The sequence below is a fragment of the Streptomyces sp. NPDC006544 genome (assembly GCF_040611715.1).
GTDB lineage: Bacteria > Actinomycetota > Actinomycetes > Streptomycetales > Streptomycetaceae > Streptomyces.
Genome location: NZ_JBEXOV010000014.1, coordinates 41,671 through 63,208, shown reverse-complemented (window position 1 = coordinate 63,208; position 21,538 = coordinate 41,671). Strand labels below are relative to the sequence as shown.

Annotated in this window: 17 protein-coding genes, 4 tRNA genes and 1 other RNA gene; 12 read left to right on the top strand and 10 right to left on the bottom strand. The window is 73.1% G+C overall.

The features are described from left to right. Nucleotides 1–5 precede the first annotated feature (5 nt). Nucleotides 6–341 carry a DoxX family protein gene (locus ABZY44_RS09780; protein ID WP_356651744.1) on the bottom strand — a complete coding sequence of 112 codons (336 nt, stop codon included), beginning with the start codon at nucleotides 339–341 and terminating at the stop codon, nucleotides 6–8. 271 nt (nucleotides 342–612) lie between these two features. On the opposite strand from ABZY44_RS09780, the gene ABZY44_RS09775 reads away from it, so the two are divergent. Further along, nucleotides 613–1,530 carry a universal stress protein gene (locus tag ABZY44_RS09775; protein ID WP_356651742.1) on the top strand — a complete coding sequence of 306 codons (918 nt, stop codon included), beginning with the start codon at nucleotides 613–615 and terminating at the stop codon, nucleotides 1,528–1,530. Nucleotides 1,531–1,537: 7 nt separating this feature from the next. Here the strand turns inward: ABZY44_RS09775 and ABZY44_RS09770 are convergent, their stop codons facing one another. Continuing rightward, a complete protein-coding gene (locus tag ABZY44_RS09770; RefSeq protein ID WP_356651835.1) occupies nucleotides 1,538–2,245 on the bottom strand; it encodes an ATP-grasp domain-containing protein in 708 nt (235 codons plus the stop codon). A 370-nt stretch (nucleotides 2,246–2,615) separates the two neighbouring features. Between ABZY44_RS09770 and ABZY44_RS09765 the strand changes: the two genes are divergently transcribed. Beyond that, on the top strand, nucleotides 2,616–3,032 hold the full coding sequence (locus ABZY44_RS09765; RefSeq protein WP_356651740.1) for a prevent-host-death protein: 417 nt from the start codon (nucleotides 2,616–2,618) through the stop codon (nucleotides 3,030–3,032). Continuing rightward, complete coding sequence (locus tag ABZY44_RS09760) at nucleotides 3,029–3,454, top strand: cytotoxic translational repressor of toxin-antitoxin stability system (protein ID WP_356651738.1); 426 nt, start codon at nucleotides 3,029–3,031, stop codon at nucleotides 3,452–3,454. The genes ABZY44_RS09765 and ABZY44_RS09760 overlap by 4 nt, the downstream gene beginning before the upstream one ends. A 73-nt stretch (nucleotides 3,455–3,527) precedes the next feature. On the opposite strand, the gene ABZY44_RS09755 is transcribed toward ABZY44_RS09760, so the two are convergent. Both ABZY44_RS09755 and ABZY44_RS09750 read right to left on the bottom strand, forming a co-directional pair. After that, nucleotides 3,528–5,954 carry a helicase C-terminal domain-containing protein gene (locus tag ABZY44_RS09755; RefSeq protein ID WP_356651736.1) on the bottom strand — a complete coding sequence of 809 codons (2,427 nt, stop codon included), beginning with the start codon at nucleotides 5,952–5,954 and terminating at the stop codon, nucleotides 3,528–3,530. Between the two features lie 260 nt (nucleotides 5,955–6,214). After that, a tRNA-Ser gene (locus ABZY44_RS09750) sits at nucleotides 6,215–6,302 on the bottom strand. A gap of 139 nt (nucleotides 6,303–6,441) precedes the next feature. Between ABZY44_RS09750 and ffs the strand changes: the two genes are divergently transcribed. The 6 genes from ffs to ABZY44_RS09720 all read left to right on the top strand — a co-directional run bounded on the left by ffs (nucleotide 6,442) and on the right by ABZY44_RS09720 (nucleotide 14,735). Further along, an RNA gene (gene ffs, locus ABZY44_RS09745) (signal recognition particle sRNA small type) lies at nucleotides 6,442–6,540 on the top strand. Between the two features lie 55 nt (nucleotides 6,541–6,595). Continuing rightward, nucleotides 6,596–8,800 (top strand): DNA polymerase III subunit gamma and tau, encoded by a 2,205-nt coding sequence (locus tag ABZY44_RS09740; protein ID WP_356651734.1) that lies wholly within the window; start codon nucleotides 6,596–6,598, stop codon nucleotides 8,798–8,800. 60 nt (nucleotides 8,801–8,860) lie between these two features. Further along, nucleotides 8,861–10,114, top strand: coding sequence for a phosphoribosylamine--glycine ligase (purD, locus tag ABZY44_RS09735; RefSeq protein WP_356651732.1), 1,254 nt, complete (start codon nucleotides 8,861–8,863; stop codon nucleotides 10,112–10,114). Nucleotides 10,115–10,423: 309 nt separating this feature from the next. Next, complete coding sequence (locus ABZY44_RS09730; RefSeq protein WP_356651730.1) at nucleotides 10,424–12,070, top strand: hypothetical protein; 1,647 nt, start codon at nucleotides 10,424–10,426, stop codon at nucleotides 12,068–12,070. 162 nt (nucleotides 12,071–12,232) lie between these two features. Next, nucleotides 12,233–13,711, top strand: coding sequence for a N,N-dimethylformamidase beta subunit family domain-containing protein (locus ABZY44_RS09725; protein WP_356651728.1), 1,479 nt, complete (start codon nucleotides 12,233–12,235; stop codon nucleotides 13,709–13,711). Between the two features lie 121 nt (nucleotides 13,712–13,832). Continuing rightward, the gene (locus ABZY44_RS09720) at nucleotides 13,833–14,735 is read left to right on the top strand and encodes a phosphoribosylaminoimidazolesuccinocarboxamide synthase (RefSeq protein WP_356651726.1); all 903 of its coding nucleotides are present in this window, start codon (nucleotides 13,833–13,835) and stop codon (nucleotides 14,733–14,735) included. Between the two features lie 142 nt (nucleotides 14,736–14,877). Here ABZY44_RS09720 and ABZY44_RS09715 read toward each other — a convergent pair. The 6 genes from ABZY44_RS09715 to ABZY44_RS09690 form a co-directional block, all read right to left on the bottom strand. Beyond that, a tRNA-Gly gene (locus tag ABZY44_RS09715) sits at nucleotides 14,878–14,950 on the bottom strand. Between the two features lie 22 nt (nucleotides 14,951–14,972). Beyond that, nucleotides 14,973–15,584: a response regulator transcription factor gene (locus ABZY44_RS09710; RefSeq protein ID WP_356651724.1), complete on the bottom strand. Its 612-nt coding sequence runs from the start codon at nucleotides 15,582–15,584 to the stop codon at nucleotides 14,973–14,975. Next, nucleotides 15,581–16,822: a histidine kinase gene (locus ABZY44_RS09705; protein ID WP_356651722.1), complete on the bottom strand. Its 1,242-nt coding sequence runs from the start codon at nucleotides 16,820–16,822 to the stop codon at nucleotides 15,581–15,583. The genes ABZY44_RS09710 and ABZY44_RS09705 overlap by 4 nt, the downstream gene beginning before the upstream one ends. Before the next feature lie 182 nt (nucleotides 16,823–17,004). Further along, nucleotides 17,005–17,077: transfer RNA gene (locus ABZY44_RS09700), tRNA-Gly, on the bottom strand. Between the two features lie 79 nt (nucleotides 17,078–17,156). Continuing rightward, nucleotides 17,157–17,228 (bottom strand) — tRNA-Gly (locus ABZY44_RS09695). Nucleotides 17,229–17,313: 85 nt separating this feature from the next. Beyond that, nucleotides 17,314–17,631 carry an Lsr2 family protein gene (locus ABZY44_RS09690; protein ID WP_356651720.1) on the bottom strand — a complete coding sequence of 106 codons (318 nt, stop codon included), beginning with the start codon at nucleotides 17,629–17,631 and terminating at the stop codon, nucleotides 17,314–17,316. A 354-nt stretch (nucleotides 17,632–17,985) separates the two neighbouring features. Here ABZY44_RS09690 and purS point away from each other — a divergent pair, with 354 nt between their 5' ends. Genes purS through purL form a run of 3 tightly spaced genes read left to right on the top strand, consistent with a single transcriptional unit; the run spans nucleotide 17,986 to nucleotide 21,166 of the window. Beyond that, nucleotides 17,986–18,237 (top strand): phosphoribosylformylglycinamidine synthase subunit PurS, encoded by a 252-nt coding sequence (gene purS / locus ABZY44_RS09685; RefSeq protein ID WP_008740952.1) that lies wholly within the window; start codon nucleotides 17,986–17,988, stop codon nucleotides 18,235–18,237. Nucleotides 18,238–18,239: 2 nt separating this feature from the next. Continuing rightward, entirely contained in the window at nucleotides 18,240–18,920 is a 681-nt protein-coding gene (gene purQ, locus ABZY44_RS09680; RefSeq protein ID WP_356651718.1) for a phosphoribosylformylglycinamidine synthase subunit PurQ, read from the top strand. After that, nucleotides 18,917–21,166, top strand: coding sequence for a phosphoribosylformylglycinamidine synthase subunit PurL (purL, locus tag ABZY44_RS09675; protein ID WP_356651716.1), 2,250 nt, complete (start codon nucleotides 18,917–18,919; stop codon nucleotides 21,164–21,166). The genes purQ and purL overlap by 4 nt, the downstream gene beginning before the upstream one ends. The last annotated feature ends 372 nt before the right edge of the window (nucleotides 21,167–21,538 follow it).

Genomic DNA, 21,538 nt, shown 5'->3' with positions numbered 1-21,538 from the left:
CAGACCTAGGCGGCGAAGGCCGCGACGACCGGGGCCATGTAGATCACCGGGAACGGGACGTGCTTGTACGAGCGGGCGCGGATCACGGTGATCACGGCCCCGGCGTAGTAGAGGACGAGGCCGGCGCCGGCGGCGATGCCGATGACGGGGACGAAGAGCCCGACCAGCAGGCCCACCGCTCCGGCGGCCTTCGCGGCGCCGAGCGGGGTCCACCAGGTCCGGGGGACCCCGTACTCCTCCATGGCCTCCACGACCCACGCGGCGCGGCTCAGGAGCGAGTAGCCCGAGAAGCCCGACATGGCGGCGGCGAGGACGGCGACGACGGTGGCGGCGATGTTCATGGAATGCTCCTCGGAAGGCGGTGTTTTCGTTCCTCACCGCACTGACCCGCGCCGCCGCGCGTGTGTGACAGGAAGTCCGGAGATTCTTTTCCGGAGCGGCGGCCACCGTGCGGGTGGTCCCCGTCGGCGGATGCGAGGCGTCGGGCGCACTCCGCCGGGGACGGCGCGCGGGCAGCCGGGCGGCAGGCGTAGCGTCGTAGGAGCGACCAGGACACGGCCGCGGCACCACAGGACCGGGACATGGCCGCGGCACAGGTAGAAAGGTGCCGCGATGTCTCCGCAGTCCCCCGAGTCCCTCCAGTCTCCCCAGTCCCCGCAATCTCCCCCGTCCCTCCCTTTCCTCGTCGGGTTCGACGGATCCCCCCGCAGCCTCGCCGCCGCCCGCTGGGCCGCCCGCGAAGCGCGGTCGGCGGGGGTGCCCCTGCGCCTCCTCAACGTCGGCCAGGCCTGGCCGAAGATCCAGCCGATCTCCCCCGAGTTCGAGCCCGTGCTCGGCGAGAGCGTGACGGCCTCCATGGCGCTGCTCGCGACCGTCGCCGATGGACTCCGGTCCGCCCACCCCGGGCTGATCGTCGAGACGGTCACGGTCGAGGGCGGACCCGGCAGCGAGCTCCCGCGCGCCGCGGCCGGCGCCCAGCTGCTCGTCGTCGGAGCGAGCGGGCACCACCACCACGTGGTCCCGCTGCTCGGCTCCACGGCTCTGACCGTCGCCGGACGCACCGGGATCCCCGTCGTCCTGGTCCGCGAGACCGACGAGCACCCGCACCGCGGCCAGGGTGTGGTCGTCGGCGTGGACCCCGACGGTGACTACGGCCTCGTCCTCGAATTCGCCTACGCGTGGGCGGCCGTGCACGGCCTGCCGCTGCGCGCCGTGCACGCGGGGGAAGCGGCGGGGCAGGCGTCGCTCGAGGCCGCGGTCGCCGAGGCCTCCGCGCGCCACCCGGCGGTGCCGACCACCTGCGTGAGCCGTCCCGGCGACGCCGCGGACGTCCTGGTCGACGAGTCCGCGACCGCCGACCTCCTGGTCGTCGGCCGCCGCCACCACCGCCCCCTGCACGGCCTCGGCCCCACGGACCACGCGGTCGCCCACCGCGCCCGCGCCCCCGTGGCCCTGATTCCGCACGGACAGGACGCCGAGGGCGCGGGATCCGGGTCCCGGCGGCCGCCGGACCCGGCAGACGCGCCCTGACGCGGCACTACCGCAGGCCCCGCAGGAAGGGCAGATCGCGGTCGGCGACCCGCTCCCGGGGGCCGGCCGCGCGGAGCACGACGTCCAGGACGCGCTCCGGGTCGGCGGCGTAACAGTTCGAGAACCAGGCCATGTTGGCCTCCACCACCGCCGGCCGGCCGTTCCCGCTCCCCCCGGCGCCGCCGATGATTCCGACGTCGACGGTGACCGCGCCGGGCAGGCCCCCGCCCGCCTCCGCCAGCAGCCGGGCCGCGAAGGCCCGTACGTCCGCGGCCCGGGGATCCTCGTCCAGCGGGGCCGGGTCGAGGCGGCCGTGGACGGCGTAGCGGCTCGCGGCGGCGATCTCCCCGTCCAGCAGGAACAGCCGGTACTCGACGGCGAACTCCACCACCTCGGAGACCAGCACCGGCGTGTCCGCCGGCAGCGGGGGCAGGGCGGCGCCGTCCGCGTACACGGCGGCGGGGAAGGACTTCTCGCGCGGCGGCTTCACGAAGGCCGGCCCGCGCAGCGCCGCCCGGGCCTCCGCCAGGCAGGTCAGCCGGACGCGGCGCCCGGTGGCCCATCCGGGCAGCCCGGCCAGCCAGTCGTCCGGCGGCTCCAGCAGCCCGATCCCGAGCGGCCCGGCCACCCGGGCCCCCGCCACGGGCCCGCCGCACCAGTGCACGGCCCGCCCGGCCAGGTCCCCGGCCCCGCCGCCGAGGCCCCGTACCTCCATCCCCCGGCGCGCGGCCGCCCCGGCGAGCAGCCCGGCGGTGGTGGTCCGCTGCCCCCGCCCCGGCACCAGGAGCACCCCGGCGCCGGGTCCGACTGCTTCGGCGCCCTCGCCGTCGTCGCCGACGGCGGGATCGATCACGGTCCGGCTCATGGAGTACCCCGCCTGACGTCGGCTCGGACGTTGTGCACGCGTGCGAGTGTGCCCTGCCGGAAGCTACCCCCACGGCCTCCTGGCGGCCACCCTCCTCCCCGGCTGCTCGCGGCACGCCCGTACGTCACGTACGTGGCACGTCCGTGAAGTACTCGACGTACTTGACGTACATGCGAGGGGGGCGCACTCTGGTGGTCCGGAGCCCTGAGGGAGGTCGCTCATGTCAGCGGTGCACTACGAGAACTACACCGAGGCGCGCACGCACCTGAAAGAACTTCTCGATGCCGCCGGCGAGGGGCGGGTCGCCACCGTGCGGCGGGCTGCCGGGTGCGCCGCGGTCGTGGACGTCGCGCGCCTGCGCCGGTATCTGTCCACGGTCTGTCCGTCCAAGGCGGAGGTGGTCGCGGAAGAGGGCGGATGGTCGATCTTCATCCCCGGACTTCCGGTCGCGGCCGACGGGTCCAGCTTCGACGAGGCCGTCGGCGAGATGGTCGACGCCCTGCGGGAGTACGCCGACGACTGGCAGGAGCGGCTTCGGCTGGCGCCCAACCATCAGGACAACTGGGGCCTGGTGCAGCTGATCGCGCTGAGCGACGACCGTGAGCTGGCTGACTGGCTGGTGGGGGCGCACCGGTGAGCCGGCCGCAGCCGGACCGTGAACGCCATGACCGGTTCTGTGTCGTCGAGGGCTGGGAACGCGTACGGGACGCCCGTGGCCGCACCGGCACGCATCACGTCACCTATGAGCTGACCCTGTACGACGGACGGATCCTGCGGACCCGGATCTCCCACCCGGTGGACCGGACGGTCTACGGCGCCGCGATGTGGAGCCACATCCTGCGCGATCAGCTGGTCGTCGCCGAGAGCGAGTTCTGGGACTGCGTGACCGAGGGGCGGCTCCCTGACCGCGGGGCCCCGTCCGCGCCGAAGGAATCGCTCCCCGCGGACCTGGTCCATCTGCTGATCCGCCGTGTCGGCCTCGCGGAGGCGGCGGTCGCCGAGCTGACCAAGGAGGATGCCGTGGCCCGCCTTCAGGAGTACTGGACCGACGGCGTGTGAATCCCGCCGTGCACGCCAGGATCGCACCACCGGAACCGCGACCGCCGCTCGGCTGCGTGCGGCCCTCGGACGGTCACACCGGCATGACGCCGTGGATGCGGGAGAGGGTGAAGACGCGTTCGTCTTCTCGCAGGTGGCACCAGGCTTCCAGGTAGGGCGGGTCGAGCGCGAGGCGGCTGAGTGTGCGCACGGTCCGCTTGCCGGAGGTGGCGACGTACTCGACGGTGATGGCCTGACCGGCGTCGACGGCGTGGGCGAGCTGGCGGACGTCGCTGTACGGCAGGCGTTTCGCCCACCCGGCGACGATCTCCTCGGTGTCGGTGCCGAAGGGGACCCCGCTGCCGAACGGGTCGGGCTCCGGCTCGGCCGGAGGGGCGCTGAGCAGCCGGATGGCCAGGGCGTTCGGGTCGGCGGCGGCCGGTGTCCTCGTGGTGTCGCGTACCGCGCTGCGGCGACCGGCGCCTGCGCCGGCCCGCCGCGGTGTCGGTACGCGGGCGGCTGCCCTGCGCGGTCGTTCCTTCTCGATGCGTACGGTTCCGTCGGCGCTCTCGCCGACGGGTGCGTAACCCTCGGCCCGGAGCGCGGCGAGGGTCGTCTCCAGCGTGCTGCGGCTCACCAGCACGGTGGGAGCGAGCTGCCGCAGGCCGAGTTCGGCCAGCTTGCGGTGGGCGGCGAGCTCGGTGAGGAGCGCCGGCTCCGCGCCGTGGATGACGCAGACGGCCGGGGCGATGCGCACGCGGCCGTGACCGCGGGCGGTGTCGGCGATGAGATACGACAGGGGCTGGGGCAGCGGCCCGGAAGCGACGGCGGCCAGGTCGGCTGCGAGGCCGTCAGGCGAATGCCCCGCATCCAGGGCCCGGCGGACGCTGCCGGTACTGAACCGCCACACCGAGGCCGTCCCGCTGGTCTCGCGGTCGGCGACGGAATCCAGCAGCGAGGCGAGTGGGGCGGACGGCGTGCCGGTGACGATCGCGGTGAGGTCGGCGCCGATCCGGGCCGTTCGGGCAGCCGTGGGCAGGAGCCGCCCGCACGCGGCGGCCAGACCTGCCGCGCCGTCTTCCAGCAGGGCGGTACCGAGGGGAGAAAGCGCGCCGCGGGCGAGTACGCCGAGCAGCTCGGCCTCGCGGATCAGAGCGGCGAACGGTGTTGCGTCCTGAGGTGACGAGTCGGCGAGCGGGCGGTACCAGGCCACCAGGGCCCCCAGGTCCGATCCGGTGGTCGCGCCGTGTCCCGCCGGGAGCTGGGCCGCCGCGTGGAGCAGCCCGTGCCGGGCTTGCAGGCAGCCGCCGCAGGGAGGTGCTCCCGCGAGGGCCGGGAGTGCCTTGTTGTCCTCGTCGCGCGCCGGGGTGGGGGTGAGAGTCAGGTGGTGCCATGCCCGGAGCAGGACGGCGAGCCGTTCGGCGGGCTCCTGTTCCGCCCAGGCGTCGTACACCTCGGTGGGTACCACGCGGTCGTGTTCCCGGCCCAGCAGTCCGGCCGCGTACGCGGTCTCCAGTGTGAGGCGTACGACGGCGTCGTCGGCCTGGGAGGCCTTGCCGATCCGAGCCAGTTCCCGGGCGCCGATCCCGCCGGCTTTGAGCCTGGCCGGCGCAGACGCGGAACAGGCGGAGAGGACCGACGCGGCCTGGGCGGCGAACGCCGTGGCCGCAGCTGCCGCCTCCCGCTCCACCTCGGCGGAGCCGATCGCCACCCACTGCGCGGAAGGCGGAACGGGATCGAACGGGGCGTGCCAGCCCGGCCCGCGCAGTGCCAGCGCGACTTCGACGGGCATGCGCGCGGGGCCGTAGCGGTGGCGGTCCACGATCAGCAGTCCCCGGTCGAGGGCCCACCGCGCGCCGGGTTCGAGCTCGGGTCCGGACGACCCGGACAGGATGGACTGCCGCTGCCCCGCCGTGGAGTCCGCCCGGCGCGCGAGCAGCTTCCGGGTGACCGCGGGTGCCTGTGCCACCACTTCGGTGACGGCTCCCGGGTCACTGTGGTGTTCCACGAGGGCCGCCAGCCGCTGCTGCTTGGTGCCCGGCGGCTTGATGCCGAGTGTCACCAGCATGGCGCGCAGCTCTTCGGAGGCCGCGCCTGCCAGGAGTTTCTCCAGAGGCGCGTCCAGCCCCAGAGGTGCCTCCCACGCCTGCCGCAGGGGAGAGGCCATGCGGAGCGCTCCTGCGGCATCCGGCCACACCAGGGCGTGATCGGCCAGCGCCTCCAGGGTGAAGTCCAGAGCGCGGGCGGCTTCGCCGTCCGCTGCTCCCAGCAGCTTCGCCAGGTCATCGCGCGACGCCGGTCCTCCCCGCGCCGCCAGCGCCTCGGCCACTTGCAGGCACGGCAGCGTGAGGGGCGGCAGGGCGAGTGCCACCGACCCCGGGCGCTGGAGGCGGTCCGCCAGCTCCCCCACCGTGCGCGGTTCCGGAGCCGCCGCCGCGTCCTTCCGCGTGGCGAGTACGCGTGCCAGGCGCGGAGCGTCGAGCGAACCCAGCCAGCCTGCCAGCGTTGATCGGGACTTCATGGGGCACCTCGTCGGACCGGGCAGCGGCACCGGAACGGCCCCGGCGCAGAGCCAAGCATGGTGCACACACCGGGGCCGGGGGTGACGAACGGGGGCGGTTCCTCCCCGGGGGAGCGCATCTCACGGGCGTCGCACACGCCGTCTGCACCCAGAGCACACGACGAAGCGCCGGACCGCTGACAGCGGTCCTGAGACGGGGCAACGCAAAGAGCCCCACCGCAAGCGGTGGGGCTCTTCAACGTATTGCCCGGTGAGAGCAATGGCGGAGGATACGAGATTCGAACTCGTGAGGGGTTGCCCCCAACACGCTTTCCAAGCGTGCGCCCTAGGCCACTAGGCGAATCCTCCGGGGCAAACAATACAAGACGCTGAGGGGTGCTCGCGAACGTGATCGTCGGGCGGTGCTCCGCGGAGGGACGGAGGGGATCAGGGGAGGACGTTCCCGGGGCCCGGCTCGATTCCGGGGCCTTCCATCCGCTAGGGTGGGGCCAGCCCCTCACGTGGCGCTATCTCACCCAACTCCCCCAGGGCCGGAAGGCAGCAAGGGTAAGTGGGCTCTGGTGGGTGCGTGGGGGGCGCTTTGCGTTCCGGGGCGGGCACGCGGGCCGCCTTTGTCGGTGCGCCCGGATAACCTCGTAGACGTGTCGTCCCTTGCGCTGTACCGCCGCTACCGCCCCGAGTCGTTCGCCGAGGTCATCGGGCAGGAGCATGTCACTGCCCCGCTGATGCAGGCCCTGCGGAACAACCGGGTCAATCACGCGTACCTGTTCAGTGGTCCGCGAGGCTGTGGCAAGACCACCAGCGCGCGGATCCTGGCGCGGTGCCTCAACTGTGAGCAAGGCCCCACGCCCACCCCCTGCGGGGAGTGCCAGTCCTGCAAGGACCTCGCGCGCAACGGCCCGGGGTCCATCGACGTCATCGAGATCGACGCGGCCTCGCACGGTGGTGTGGACGACGCCCGTGACCTGCGCGAGAAGGCCTTCTTCGGGCCCGCCTCCAGCCGGTACAAGATCTACATCATCGACGAGGCCCACATGGTCACCTCGGCGGGCTTCAACGCCCTGCTGAAGGTGGTCGAGGAGCCGCCGGAGCACCTCAAGTTCATCTTCGCCACGACCGAGCCCGAGAAGGTCATCGGGACCATCCGGTCCCGGACGCACCACTACCCCTTCCGGCTCGTGCCCCCCGGCACCCTGCGCGACTACCTCGGCGAGGTCTGCGGCCGCGAAGGGGCCCACGTCGAGGACGGTGTGCTGCCGCTCGTCGTGCGCGCCGGCGCCGGATCCGTCCGGGACTCCATGTCCGTCATGGACCAGCTGCTGGCCGGCGCCGCCGACCAGGGTGTGACGTACGCCATGGCCACCTCGCTCCTCGGCTACACCGACGGGACCCTGCTGGACGCCGTCGTGGACGCCTTCGCCTCCGGGGACGGGGCCGCCGCGTTCGAGATCGTCGACCGGGTGGTCGAGGGCGGCAACGACCCGCGCCGCTTCGTCGCCGACCTGCTCGAGCGGCTGCGCGACCTGGTGATCCTGGCCGCCGTGCCCGACGCCGGCGAGAAGGGGCTCATCGACGCCCCGGCCGACGTCGTCGAGCGCATGCAGGCCCAGGCCTCCGTCTTCGGGGCCGCCGAGCTGTCCCGGGCCGCCGACCTGGTCAACACGGGGCTCACCGAGATGCGCGGCGCGACCTCGCCCCGGCTCCAGCTGGAGCTGATCTGCGCCCGCGTGCTGCTGCCCGCCGCCTTCGACGACGAGCGCTCCTTCCAGGCGCGGCTCGACCGGCTGGAGCGCGGCGGCGCGGCCGCCGCCGCCTCCTTCGCCCAGGCTCCCGCCATGGGCTACGTACCGGGTCCGGAGGCGCACCCCATGGCCCCCGCGGCCGTACGGGCTCCCGCTCAGGCCCCGGCTCCCGCGGCCCACCAGCAGCCGCCCGCCCAGGCCCCCGCGGCCCCCGCCCCCCAGGCCCCCGCGGCGCACGCCCCGGCTCCGGCCCCGGCGGCGCCCCCGGCCGCCGCGCCCGGTGCCTGGCCCGGAGCCGCGCAGCCCGGTGGCGGGGCCCCCGCCACTCCTCCCGCGGCTCCCGCCGCAGCCGCCCCCGGTGCCTGGCCCGGAGCCGCGGCCCCCGCGGCCCGGCCCGCCGCGCCGGCCCCCGCGGCCCCCGCCGCCGGTGCCTGGCCCAGCGCCGCCGCTCCCGGTTCCCCGGCGGCCGCCCCGGCGGCCCCGGCCCCCGCCCACGGGGCGGCACCCGCCCCGGCCGCCTCCGGCCCGGCGCCCGGCATGGCCGCCGGCGCCGGGCAGATCCAGGCGATGTGGCCGTCCGTCCTCGAAGCCGTCAAGAACCGCCGCCGCTTCACCTGGATCCTGCTCAGCCAGAACGCCCAGGTCGCCGGCTTCGACGGCGCCACCCTCCAGCTCGGCTTCCCGAACGCAGGCGCCCGCGACAACTTCGCGAGCAGCGGCAGCGAGGAGGTGCTCAAGGCGGTCCTCGCCGAGCAGTTCCAGGTCAACTGGAAGATCGAGGCCGTCATCGGTGGCGGCGGCCCGCCCGCGGGACCCGTCTCCGCCTCGTCCTACGGCGCTCCGCCCGCGCCCGCCTACCACCCGGCGCCGGTCCAGCAGGCTCCGGCAGCCCCCCCGCAGGCGCAGCCCCCGCAGCAGCAGGCCTCGTACCAGCAGCCCGCGCCGCAGCAGCCCCCCGCGCAGCAGGGACCCCCGCCCGTCGCGCCCGAGGACGACGTACCGGAGGACGACGATCCCGACCTCGTCGACTCCGCGCTGACCGGACACGACCTGATCGTGCGCGAGCTCGGAGCCACGGTTGTGGAGGAATACACGAACGAATAAGGGGTCCGACTTGGCGGCCCGCACGAAAGGGAATCCGGAGCGCGGGCTACCCTTCATGCCGTGAAGGTCCTCGTCATCGGCGGCGGCGCCCGCGAACATGCCCTGTGCCGCTCTCTGTCCCTCGATCCCGACGTCAACGCGCTGTACTGCGCACCAGGCAACGCCGGCATCGCCGAGGTGGCCGAGCTCCGCCCGGTCGACGCCCTCGACGGTGAAGCCGTCGCCCGCCTCGCCACCGAGCTCCGCGCCGACCTGGTCGTCGTCGGCCCGGAGGCCCCGCTCGTCGCCGGCGTCGCCGACGTCGTCCGCGCGGCCGGCATCCCCGTCTTCGGCCCGTCCGGTGAAGCGGCGCGGCTGGAGGGCTCCAAGGCCTTCGCCAAGGACGTGATGGCCGCGGCCGGCGTCCCGACGGCCCGCAGCCACGTGTGCACCACCCCGGAAGAGGTGGACGCGGCCCTCGACGCCTTCGGCGCCCCGTACGTGGTCAAGGACGACGGCCTCGCCGCCGGCAAGGGCGTCGTGGTCACCGACGACCTGGCCGCCGCCCGCGCCCACGCGCTGCGCTGCGACCGCGTCGTCATCGAGGAGTTCCTCGACGGCCCCGAGGTCTCCCTCTTCGCCATCACCGACGGCGTCACCGTGCTGCCGCTCCAGCCCGCGCAGGACTTCAAGCGCGCGCTCGACGGCGACGAGGGCCCCAACACCGGCGGCATGGGTGCGTACTCCCCGCTCCCCTGGGCCGACCCGAAGCTCGTCGACGAGGTCATGGGATCCGTCCTGCAGCCGACCGTGGACGAACTGCGCCGCCGCGGCACCCCCTTCTCCGGGCTGCTCTACGCGGGCCTCGCGATCACCTCGCGCGGCGTGCGGGTCATCGAGTTCAACGCCCGCTTCGGCGACCCGGAGACCCAGGTGGTCCTGGCCCGGCTGCGCACGCCGCTCGCGAGCGTGCTGCTGAACTCCGCCAACGGGACCCTGCACGACGAGCCCCCGCTCAGCTGGCGCGACGACGCGGCCGTCACCGTCGTCATCGCCTCCCACAACTACCCGGAGACCCCGCGCACCGGGGACCCCATCGAGGGCCTGGCCGAGGTGGCCGAGCATGACGCCCCCGACGCGTACGTGCTGCACGCCGGGACCCGGCGCGAGGGCGACGCGGTCGTCAGCGCGGGCGGCCGCGTGCTGTCGGTGACGGCCACCGGTTCCGACCTGGCGCAGGCCCGGACGAAGGCGTACAAGGCCGTCGAGCGGATCAGGCTCGACGGCTCGCAGCACCGCACGGACATCGCGGCCAAGGCCGCCGAAGGCGCCTGAGCGCCGCCGACCGGCGGGATCTCACGGACGCGGGTCCGGTACGCACCTGGTGCGGCCGGGCCCGCGGGCGTATCCGCGTGCGAGTGCACCCCGTCGCGTTCGAACGCACCCACCTTTACCCAAAGCCATTCCATCGGGTGATCGTCCCTCGGTCCGCCTGACGGCCGGGCGCGCCCCAACTATGGTGCGGCGCATGCATTCCGGCGCTCGTTGGGGCACTTGGCCCACCGGCATTGCGATGTCAGGGGCGGGTGTCACAGTGGGGGAGTGAGCAACGCCGCCGCAGGGCAGAGGGGGTGAGGTCCGGCCGTGTCCGGAACAAGTTCGATCGCCGAAGCGGGCACACCGTCCGCACGTTCCCGCGCCTTGGCAGTGCTGCGCGTGCGCAGCAGGGCCCTGGCCGTCGGGCTGCTGCCCGCCGCCCTCGCGGTGGTGCTGGTGGCCGCCCGGATGACGGGCCGGCTCCTCGGCGACCCCTGGCCGGCGGTGACCCTCACCGTGTGCCTGGTCGCCGCGGTCGTCCTCCTCGTCGGCGGGACGTTCGCCGCCGTCGTCCTGCGGGCGACCCCGGCCGTGACCCCGACCGTGCCGCTGTCGGAGGCGTCCGCCCCCGATCTCTACCGGCTCGTGCGGGACCTGGCGGACCGGATGGACGTTCCCGCGCCCTCCGCGATAGCCCTGACGCCCGACTGCGACAGCTGGCTGGAGGACCGCACCCACGCGGCCCACCGCCGTGCCCGCGGGCGCATACCGGGCGGGGCCGCCGGACCGGGCGGCCCGATCGCGCGGCCCGCTCCGGAGTCGGAGCCCGGCGCCGCGCCCGTCCTGGTGATCGGTTCGCCGTTCCTGTGGTGGATGCGCGTCGCGGAACTCCGCGCCGTCCTCGCGCCCGTCGTCGCCGGTACGGGACCGTCCGCGCACCCCGACATAGCCGATGCCCGCGGATTCGTCCGCGGCCTCGACGCCGCCGCGGACGTGGGCAACCGTCGCTTCCTCGGCTGGATCGGGGCCCCGGCCCGGGTGCTGCTGCGGCTGTGCCGGGTCGACGCCGCCGAGATGGAGCGCGGGGTCGCCGCCGCCGCTTCCGAACGCGCACAGGGCGTGGACTACGCGCTGCGCATCGTCGCCCAGGAGCAGGTCGGGCTGGCGTACGCCGGCTGGGACCGGCTGCTGACCCGCGTCGCGCTGCCCGCCTGGCGGATGGGCCGCTGGCCGGCCCGCCTCGACGCGGGCGTGGTCTCCGCGCTGACCGAGCTGTCCCGGCGCGACCGGCTGGCCGACGGGTTCACCTCGCGGCTGGGCGAGCGCCCGGCGTGCGATCTGCTGGAGCAGCCGGGGGTGGTGGACGAGGCCGCCTCGCTGCTGGCCGCGCGGCTGTTCCACGGCGGCCCCGCCGAGGCCGGGCCGGACTGGTCCCCGGTGGACTGGGCGGCGTACCCGGAGGAGGTCGTCGACCGCAAGTGGCGTACGGAGGCGGCCCGGCTGCTGGCCGCGCTGGACGCGCTGTCCGCGCCCGCCGCCTCCACGGTGGAACGGGTGCTCGCCTACCTCTCGGCCCCGCCCGCATCCGCCGCCGGGACCCCGGACGACACCGCGGCGAACGCCGACACGCTGGCCGGGCGGCTGAGCGGCGACCTCGCGCGGGAGGCCGTACCGGCCGGGCCCGCGCGCGGCGCGACCGCGGTGCCGCTCTTCCCGCTGGAAGCTCCGCGCAGCGGCCGGGACCTGCTCGCGGACCACGTGCTGGCGCTGGTGTGCTGCGCCGCGGTGGACTTCGCCGGGGCCGCGCCCGGGCTGGACTGGCTGGACGGCCCCGTGCTGCTGGTCGGCGGAGCGCGCCGGGCGGACCTCGCGCCGCGGGTCCTCTCGCTCGTCGAGGACGGCGACTCCGGGCCGCTGCGGGACTGGCTCGCCGAGACCGGGGTCCGCCCCGAGAAGCCGGTGCGGCTGGTCTAGGCCCCGCGCCCCGGATCCCGCCGAAGGGCAGGACCGGAAAGCGCTACGGACGAAGTGTGGCCCCCAGCTGAACTTTTAGCGACGAAGGGTGACGGGCCGCGTGCGTTATGTGATGTGCTGGGACCGGTCGCGGCGTTCGGGGGAGCCAGGGAGGGGAGCGGTATGGGTACGGAGCAGATCCGGCGCTGGGAGTCAGGTGCGCTCGCGCACGCGGTGACCGATCCCTTCGGACAGGGCCCCCTGCCGTGGCTCCGGGGCAGCGAGCTCTACTACGACGACCACGGCCAGGTCGTCCCCTGGTACGTCGACCCGGCCCTCGCCGCCGGACAGGTCCCCCGGGCGCGGAGCAACGGCGGCCCCCGGACCGCCGATGACGTGCACCGGCAGATCAAGGGCTTCACCTCCACCGGGGCCGTCGCGCCGGGCGAGGCCATCGACTTCCACATCACCGTGGACCCGCCGCAGCAGTTCTCCGTCGACGTGTACCGCATCGGCCACTACGGAGGCGACGGCGCCTCCAAGATCACCACGAGCCCCCGGCTCTCCGGCATCGTCCAGCCCGCGCCCCTCACGGCGGACCGCACCGTCTCCTGTCACCACTGGTGGCAGTCCTGGCGGCTCCAGGTCCCCTCCTACTGGAGCGTCGGGGCGTACGTGGCCGTGCTGACGACCGCCGACGGATACCGCTCGCACATCCCGTTCACGGTGCGCGACGACCACCCGGCGGACCTGCTGCTGCTGCTCCCGGACATCACCTGGCAGGCCTACAACCTCTACCCCGAGGACGGGCACACCGGGGCCAGCCTCTACCACGCCTGGGACGAGGAGGGCCGGCTGCTCGGCGAGCGCGACGCCGCGATCACCGTCTCCTTCGACCGGCCCTACGCCGGCGCCGGCCTGCCCCTGCACGTCGGCCATGCCTACGACTTCATCCGCTGGGCCGAGCGCTACGGCTACGACCTGGCCTACGCCGACGCCCGCGACCTGCACGCCGGCCGCGTCGACCCCACCCGCTACCGCGGCCTGGTCTTCCCCGGCCACGACGAGTACTGGTCCGCCCCCATGCGCCGCACCGTCGAACGGGCCCGGGACCACGGCACCTCGCTCGTCTTCCTCTCCGCCAACACCATGTACTGGCAGGTCGAGCTCTCCCCCTCGCCGTCCGGCGTCGACGACCGGCTCCTCACCTGCCGTAAACGCCGGGGCCCCGGCCGTCCCAGCCTGTGGCGCGAGGTCGACCGCCCGGAGCAGCAGCTGCTCGGCATCCAGTACGCGGGGCGGGTCCCGGAACCCGCGCCCCTGGTCGTGCGCAACGCCACGCACTGGCTGTGGGACTCCACCGGCGCCTGCGAGAACGACGAACTTCCCGGCCTGGTCGCGGGCGAGGCGGACCGGTACTTCCCCCGCACGCAGCTCCCCGAGCACCAGAGCCGGATCCTGCTCGCCCATTCCCCGTACGAGGACGGCGAAGGCCACCGCCGCCACCAGGAGACCTCGCTCTACCGGTCGCCCAGCGGCGCGCTCGTCTTCGCCTCCGGAACCTTCGCCTGGTCCCCGGCCCTGGACCGCCCCGGCCATGTGGACGGACGGGTCCAGCGGGCGACGGCCAATCTCCTCGACCGGATCTGCAAGCGGGACTGACCGGGGGGGCGGCCGGGACCGGCCGGGGGGCCGGCGGAGGGCTGCCCGGACCCGTTGTCCCCGCGCGCGGGCAGGTGCGGGAGAATGGGACCGCGCTCGTACAGAACCACAGGGAGACTCCGTGCCCGGATTCGTCGAAAAGCCCGAGCCGGTCCAGGTGCCCGGCCTCGTCCACCTCCACACCGGCAAGGTCCGCGACCTCTACCGCGACGAGGACGGCAACCTCGTCATGGTCGCCAGCGACCGCATCTCCGCCGCCGACTGGGTGCTGCCCACCGAGATCCCGGACAAGGGCCGGATCCTGACCCAGCTCTCCCTGTGGTGGTTCGACCAGCTCGCGGACCTCGTCCCGAACCACGTCGTCAGCACCGAGCTGCCCGCCGGCGCCCCCGCCGACTGGGCGGGCCGCGCGCTGGTCTGCCGGAACCTCGCCATGGTCCCCGTCGAGTGCGTGGCCCGCGGCTACCTCACCGGGTCCGGCCTCGCCGAGTACCGGCAGACCCGTACGGTCTGCGGCCTGGCCCTGCCCGAGGGCCTCGTCGACGGCTCCGAGCTGCCCGCCGCGATCTTCACCCCCGCCGCCAAGGCCGAGGTCGGGGAGCACGACGAGAACGTCTCCTACGAGGAGGTCGCCCGCACCGAGGGCGCCGAGACGGCGGCGCTGCTGCGCCGGACCACCCTCGCCGTGTACTCCCGGGCCCGGGACATCGCCTGCGACCGCGGGATCATCCTGGCGGACACGAAGTTCGAGTTCGGTTTCGACCAGGACGGCACCCTGGTCGCCGCCGACGAGGTGCTGACCCCGGACTCCTCGCGCTTCTGGCCCGCCGACCTGTGGGAGCCGGGCCGGAGCCAGCCGTCCTTCGACAAGCAGTACGTCCGCGACTGGCTGTCCTCCCCGGCCTCCGGCTGGGACGCGAAGGGCGAACTCCCGCCGCCGCCCCTCCCGCAGGAGGTCGTGGAGCGGACGCGGGCCAAGTACGTCGAGGCCTACGAGAGGCTCACCGGCCTGAACTGGGCCTGAGGCCGAGCGGTGACGTGTGGGGGCCCCGTCCGCGGGGCCCCCGCACAGCTCCGCCGGGAGCCCGGGCACCGGCGGGCCCGGTGCGAGCCCGTGAACGAGAGAAGCCCCCCGGTCCGAGGACCGGGGGGCTTCTTCACTACAGAGCGGACAACGCGACTCGAACGCGCGACATCCACCTTGGCAAGGTGGTGCTCTACCAACTGAGCTATGTCCGCATGCGCTGTAGCGCGAGAACTACTATACCCAACCTCTCGCCCGTGCGAGACGCACCGCCGTGTGGCGGTTCTCGGCGCCCAGCTTCGACGCCGCCGAGGACAGGTAGTTCCGTACCGTTCCGGGCGACAGCGAGGCCCGCTCGGCGATCTCCGCGATGGGCGCCCCGTCCCCCGCCAGCTCGAGCACCTCCGCCTCCCGGGCGGTCAGCGGCGAATCCCCCGCGCTGATCGCGTCGGCCGCCAACTCCGGGTCCACGTAACGGCCTCCGGCGTGCACGGTCCGGATCAGTTCGGCCAGCCGCTGAGCCGACACCGTCTTCGGCGCGAAGGCCCGTACGCCCGCCGCGAGGGCCCGCTTCAGGTGTCCCGGGCGCCCGTGACTGGTCACGATCATGGTCTTGCAGTCGGGGAGCTCGGCGCGCAGGGCCGTGGCGACGCTCACACCGTCCGCCCCCGGCATCTGGAGGTCCAGGACGGCGACGTCCGGCCGGTGGGCCCGCGCCATCGCGAGCGCCTCCGGCCCCGAGGCCGCCTCGGCGACGACCAGCAGGTCGTCCTCCAGTCCCAGCAGCGCGGCCAGCGCGCCCCGGATCAGGTGCTCGTCGTCGGCCAGCAGTACCCGTACGGGATTCATGCGCGCGTCTCCAGTCCTCGGATCGGCCCCGCCGGGCCGGGGATCTCGGCCCGCAGCCGGAATCGGCCGCCGTCGACCGGGCCGGCCTCCAGCGTGCCGTCGAGCACGGCGAGCCGTTCGCGCAGGCCGGCGAGGCCCGAGCCGGGCGGCCCCGCCGGGGCCTTGGGGGCCCCGTCGTTCTCCACCACGAGCGTCAGCGCACCCGAGGGCGCCGCCGTCAGCCGGATCACGCAGGTCCGGGCGTCGCCGTGCCGCAGCACGTTCGTCGTGGCCTCGCGCACCACCCAGCCGAGCGCCGACTGGGCTTCGGCGGGCAGCTCGCGGCCCTGCTCGAACTCGACCTCGCAGTCCATCCCCGCCGCGTGCAGCACCCCGCGCGCACCCTCCAGTTCCACCGCGAGATCCGCCTCCCGGTAGCCGCGGACCACGTCGCGGACCTCCTTCTGGGATTCCCGGGCGATCCGTTGCACCTCGACCATCTGGTCCACGGCCTCCGGGCGTTCGCGCCGGGCCAGCTGGACCGCCAGCTCGCTCTTGAGGGCGATCACCGCGAGGTTGCGGCCCATCACGTCGTGCAGGTCCCGGCCGAAGCGCAGCCGCTCCTCGGCCACCGCGAGCTGCGCCTGGAGCTCGCGGGTCCGGTCCAGCTCGTAGACGGTGTTGAGCAGCCATCCGGAGAATCCACAGGCCGCGCAGAGGAAGAGACAGGAGAGCAGCACCGCGACCGCGGTACCGGCGGACTCGCCGGCCGATGTCCCGAAGGCGAGCGCGGCCAGCCCGACGAAGACCGCGGCGGCCGGGGCCAGGTAGCGCATGTGCCGGACCCGGCGCAGGCACAGGGTGAGCGTGCCGCCGGTGAAGCAGGTCATCCCCGTGACGAGGGTCACGGGCCCCGACGGGTCGCCGGTGTGGCCGCTCGCGCGCACGGCGAAGACCGCGATCACCGCGGCGGCGGTCAGGGCGGTGGTGACGAGCGCGAGCCGTACGGGGCGCTCGCGCCGGCCCACGATCCAGTCGACGGCCCGGGAGGAGAGGAAACCGACGAGCACGGAGTGCGCGCACACGGTGAGGAAGAGGGTGAGCCCGACCACAGGGGAGGTCTTTTCGGCCATGGAGGCCAGGGCGACCAGACCGATGGAGAAGATCTCGATGGCCACGAAGAAGTGGAACGACCAGCGCGTGTACAGCTCGACCTTCCCCGCGCTGCTGCGGTTCTTCCACCACCCGCTGAGTTTCATGGGCACAGTCTCGCGGCCGTGCGGCCGGAGGGGACATGACACATGTCATCGGCTGCCGTAGATCTGCCGTACATCTGCCGCACATCGGGACATCCGGGCGCCGGGACATCCGAAGGCGGATCGACCGGCTATCCGCGCATACGACAAAGGCCCCGATCAATGATCGGGGCCTTCATACTCTGAGCGGACGACGCGACTCGAACGCGCGACATCCACCTTGGCAAGGTGGTGCTCTACCAACTGAGCTACGTCCGCACACGCGACACAACAAACTGCCGTGCGATGCGTGCATCACTCTACCTGATCCACGACCGTGGTCCGTAAAGCGATGCAGAGCGGGTGACAGGGATCGCACACTGCGCCTTCCCCCTGGAAGGGGGATGTTCTACTACTGAACTACACCCGCACGACCTTCGGGTTCGGCTTGCGGCCGCGCCCTTGGCGTGATCCACACACTAGCGGACCGGTGGGGGTGGATGGCAAATCGGCTCTCAGTGAGCCGCGTTGTACTCCTCGTAGACCTTCTTCGGGATCCGGCCCCGCGGCGGGACGTCGAGCTGGTGTGAACGGGCCCAGGCCCGGACCACCGCCGGGTCGGGAGCGATGGCGGTGTGCTTGAAGGCCTTCCCGGAACGCGCCTGCCGGCGGCCGGCCGCCACGAACGGGGCGAGGCCCTTCCGCAGTTTCTTTGCGTTGGCCACATTGAGGTCGATCTCGTACGACTTACCGTCCAGCCCGAAGACGACCGTTTCCGATGCTTCTCCGCCATCGATGTCGTCGGAGATCGTGACTACTACGCGCTGTGCCACGGATATCGGTCCCTTCGCGCGACCCCGGTCCCCGCTGACGTGCTGCGATGGAGCGGTGGTGTCGCCTGTGTGGATGTTTCGGAGCAATGTAGATTTCTGTCTCCGCCGCGCAGCAGAAAATGCCGCCGCATCGGAGGAATCCTTTGTACCCCGATTCTCATTGCATTGCGAAGCCCAGTTAATTCTCTCCGCGTGTCCCGACGCAATCCCGGGCGCGTGGTTTTCCGGTGGATTTTGCGAAGCGTTGGTGAAGCCGAATCCGCTCGGCGATCACGCGCGAAGGATATCTACCCGCGTAGAAATTTTGGCCGGGTACGCTGAGGGAACCGCCTTCGCACCAACCACCACACGGGAGTGCCAGTGGCACGCGTCGTAGTCGACGTCATGCTCAAGCCGGAGATCCTCGACCCTCAGGGCCAGGCGGTGCAGCGTGCACTGCCGCGCCTGGGGTTCGAAGGAATCGCCGACGTCCGCCAGGGGAAGCGCTTCGAACTGGAGGTGGAGGGACCGGTCGACCAGGCCGCCCTCGACCGCATCCACAAGATGGCCGAAACCTTCCTCGCCAACACCGTCATCGAAGACTTCACCGTGAAGGTCGAGGCCTGACGGTGACCACTCGCATCGGAGTCGTCACGTTCCCCGGAACGCTCGACGACCGTGACTCGCTGCGCGCCGTCCGCCTCGCGGGCGCCGAGCCGGTCTCGCTCTGGCACCGCGACAAGGACCTGCACCAGGTCGACGCGGTCGTCCTCGCGGGCGGCTTCTCCTACGGGGACTACCTGCGCGCCGGGGCCATCTCCCGCTTCTCGCCGGTGATGGAGACCGTCATCGAGCAGGCCAAGGGCGGCATGCCCGTCCTCGGCATCTGCAACGGCTTCCAGATCCTCACCGAGGCCCACCTGCTGCCGGGGGCGATGCTCCGGAACAACGACCTGCACTTCGTCTGCCGCGAGCAGAAGCTGCGGGTCGAGCACGCGGAGACCGCGTGGACCGGCGACTACACCGCCGGCCAGGAGATCTCCGTACCGCTCAAGAACATGGACGGCCGCTACGTGGCCGACGAGCGGGTGCTGGACGAACTGGAGGCCGAGGGCCGCGTGGCCTTCCGCTACCTGGACGTCAACCCGAACGGCTCGCTGCGCGACATCGCCGGCATCACCAACGCCGCGGGCAACGTCGTCGGCCTCATGCCGCACCCCGAGCACGCGGTCGAGCCGCTGATCGGGACAGGCCGCACCGACGGCCTCCCGTTCTTCACCTCGGTCCTGAAGAAGCTGGTCAGCGCATGAGCCTCGACACCGTCAAGAACGCCACCGACACCCCGGACGCCTCCCAGCCCTGGAAGGAACTCGGCCTCAAGGAGGACGAGTACGCCCGGATCCGGGAGATCCTCGGCCGCCGCCCCACGGGCGCCGAGCTCGCCATGTACTCCGTCATGTGGTCCGAGCACTGCTCGTACAAGAGCAGCAAGGTCCACCTGAAGCAGTTCGGCGAGAAGGTCCCGCCGAACGACGCCATGCTCGTCGGCATCGGCGAGAACGCCGGCGTCGTCGACGTCGGCCAGGGCTACGCGGTCACCTTCAAGGTCGAGTCGCACAACCACCCCTCGTACATCGAGCCCTACCAGGGCGCGGCCACCGGCATCGGCGGCATCGTCCGCGACATCCTCGCCATGGGCGCCCGCCCCGTCGCCGTCGTCGACCCGCTGCGCTTCGGCGCGGCCGACCACCCCGACACCAAGCGCGTCCTGCCGGGCGTCGTCGCCGGCATCGGCGGCTACGGCAACTGCCTCGGCCTGCCCAACATCGGCGGCGAGGTCGTCTTCGACGCCTGCTACCAGGGCAACCCGCTCGTCAACGCCGGCTGCATCGGCGTCATGAAGCACGAGGACATCCACCTCGCCAAGGCCTCCGGCCCCGGCAACAAGGTCATCCTCTACGGCGCCCGGACCGGCGGCGACGGCATCGGCGGCGTCTCGGTCCTCGCGTCCGAGACCTTCGACGACACCAAGCCCACCAAGCGTCCCGCCGTCCAGGTCGGCGACCCCTTCCAGGAGAAGCTCCTCATCGAGTGCACCCTGGAGATCTTCAAGGAGAAGCTGGTCGCCGGCATCCAGGACCTCGGCGGCGCCGGGCTCTCCTGCGCCACGAGCGAGCTGGCCTCCGCCGGTTCCGGCGGCATGCGCGTCGAGCTGGACACCGTCCCGCTGCGCGACGCGACCCTCTCGCCCGAGGAAATCCTCATGAGCGAGTCGCAGGAGCGCATGTGCGCGATCGTCGAGCCGCAGCACGTCGACCGCTTCATGGAGATCTGCGAGAAGTGGGACGTCATCGCCACCGTCATCGGTGAGGTGACCGAGGGCGAGCAGCTCGAGATCTACTGGCACGGCGAGCTGATCGTGGACGTGCCCCCGGGCACCGTCGCCCACGAGGGCCCGACCTACCACCGTCCCTTCGCGCGGCCCTCCTGGCAGGACGCGCTCCAGGCCGACGACGCCGGCAAGCTGCCGCGCCCGCAGACCTCCGAGGAACTGCGTGCGCAGGTCCTGGCCCTGGTCTCGTCGCCGAACCAGGCGTCGAAGTCCTGGATCACCGACCAGTACGACCGCTTCGTGCAGGGCAACACGGTGCTCTCGCAGCCCGAGGACGCCGGCATGGTCCGCATCGACGAGGAGACCAACCTCGGCGTCGCCATGGCCACCGACGGCAACGGCCGCTTCGCGAAGCTCGACCCCTACACGGGTGCGCAGCTGGCGCTGGCCGAGGCCTACCGCAACGTCGCCGCGACCGGTGCGAAGCCCCTCGCCATCTCCGACTGCCTGAACTTCGGCTCCCCCGAGGACCCGGACGTCATGTGGCAGTTCGCCGAGGCCACCCGTGGTCTCGCCGACGGCTGCTTCGAACTGGGCACCCCGGTGACCGGCGGCAACGTCTCCCTCTACAACCAGACCGGTGACACCGCGATCCACCCGACCCCGGTCGTGGCGGTCCTCGGCGTGATCGACGACGTCAACCGCCGTACGCCGATGGCGTTCGCGGAGGCCGGCCAGCTGCTGTACCTGCTCGGCGACACCGCCGAGGAGTTCGGCGGCTCCGCCTGGTCCGAGGTCGTCCACCAGCACCTGGGCGGCATGCCGCCCAAGGTGGACCTGGGCCGCGAGAAGCTGCTCGGCGAGATCCTGATCTCGGCCTCGCGCGACGGCATGATCGACGCCGCGCACGACCTGTCCGACGGCGGCGTGATCCAGGCGCTCACCGAGTCCTGCCTGCGCGGCGGCAACGGTGCGCGGATCGTGGTGCCCGAGGCGCTGGACGCCTTCACCTTCCTGTTCTCCGAGTCCGCGGGCCGGGCCGTCGTGGCCGTCCCGCGCAGCGAGGAGCTCCGCTTCACCGACATGTGCGGCGCCCGGGGCCTGCCGGCCACCCGGATCGGCGTGGTGGACGGCGACGCCATCGAGGTCCAGGGCGAGTTCACCCTCCCCCTGACCGAACTCCGCACCGCCCACGAGGGAACGATCCCGGCGCTGCTCGCCTGATCGACGCCCTGTCTGCGGCCATGAGCCCCCGTCCGGATCCGGGCGGGGGCTCGGCCGTTGTACGCGGTGCCTGCGGGTAGCGTCGTGAGCTGCCCGCGAAGCTTCCCGCGCCGAGAGCACGCACCGGACGCCGCTCCTCGACGGGCAAAAGTTGCCTGACGCGGCAGTAGAAGGAGCACCTCGACGCGGGCGTGAACCCCGGGAGCGCCGGCGAACTGCGCCCCAGGGCCGCCTCGCCGCCCTCGGCACGACGGTGCCCTACCCGTACGACCGGGTACGCGGTGCCCGCCTCGACGAGGTGTTCACGGCCTACGTCCAGGAGACGGCGGCCCGCCGCGGCTGCACCGGTGTCCGGCTCCCCGGGCAGGGATA

Coding starts and splice junctions, on each gene's coding strand:
- ABZY44_RS09765 (WP_356651740.1), top strand. CDS start 2,616: ATGTCAGCGGTGCACTACGAGAACTACACCGAGGCGCGCACGCACCTG.
- ABZY44_RS09755 (WP_356651736.1), bottom strand. CDS start 5,954: ATGAAGTCCCGATCAACGCTGGCAGGCTGGCTGGGTTCGCTCGACGCT.
- purL (WP_356651716.1), top strand. CDS start 18,917: ATGAGCCTCGACACCGTCAAGAACGCCACCGACACCCCGGACGCCTCC.
- ABZY44_RS09780 (WP_356651744.1), bottom strand. CDS start 341: ATGAACATCGCCGCCACCGTCGTCGCCGTCCTCGCCGCCGCCATGTCG.
- ABZY44_RS09770 (WP_356651835.1), bottom strand. CDS start 2,245: ATGGAGGTACGGGGCCTCGGCGGCGGGGCCGGGGACCTGGCCGGGCGG.
- ABZY44_RS09775 (WP_356651742.1), top strand. CDS start 613: ATGTCTCCGCAGTCCCCCGAGTCCCTCCAGTCTCCCCAGTCCCCGCAA.
- ABZY44_RS09705 (WP_356651722.1), bottom strand. CDS start 16,822: ATGAAACTCAGCGGGTGGTGGAAGAACCGCAGCAGCGCGGGGAAGGTC.
- ABZY44_RS09725 (WP_356651728.1), top strand. CDS start 12,233: ATGGGTACGGAGCAGATCCGGCGCTGGGAGTCAGGTGCGCTCGCGCAC.
- ABZY44_RS09710 (WP_356651724.1), bottom strand. CDS start 15,584: ATGAATCCCGTACGGGTACTGCTGGCCGACGACGAGCACCTGATCCGG.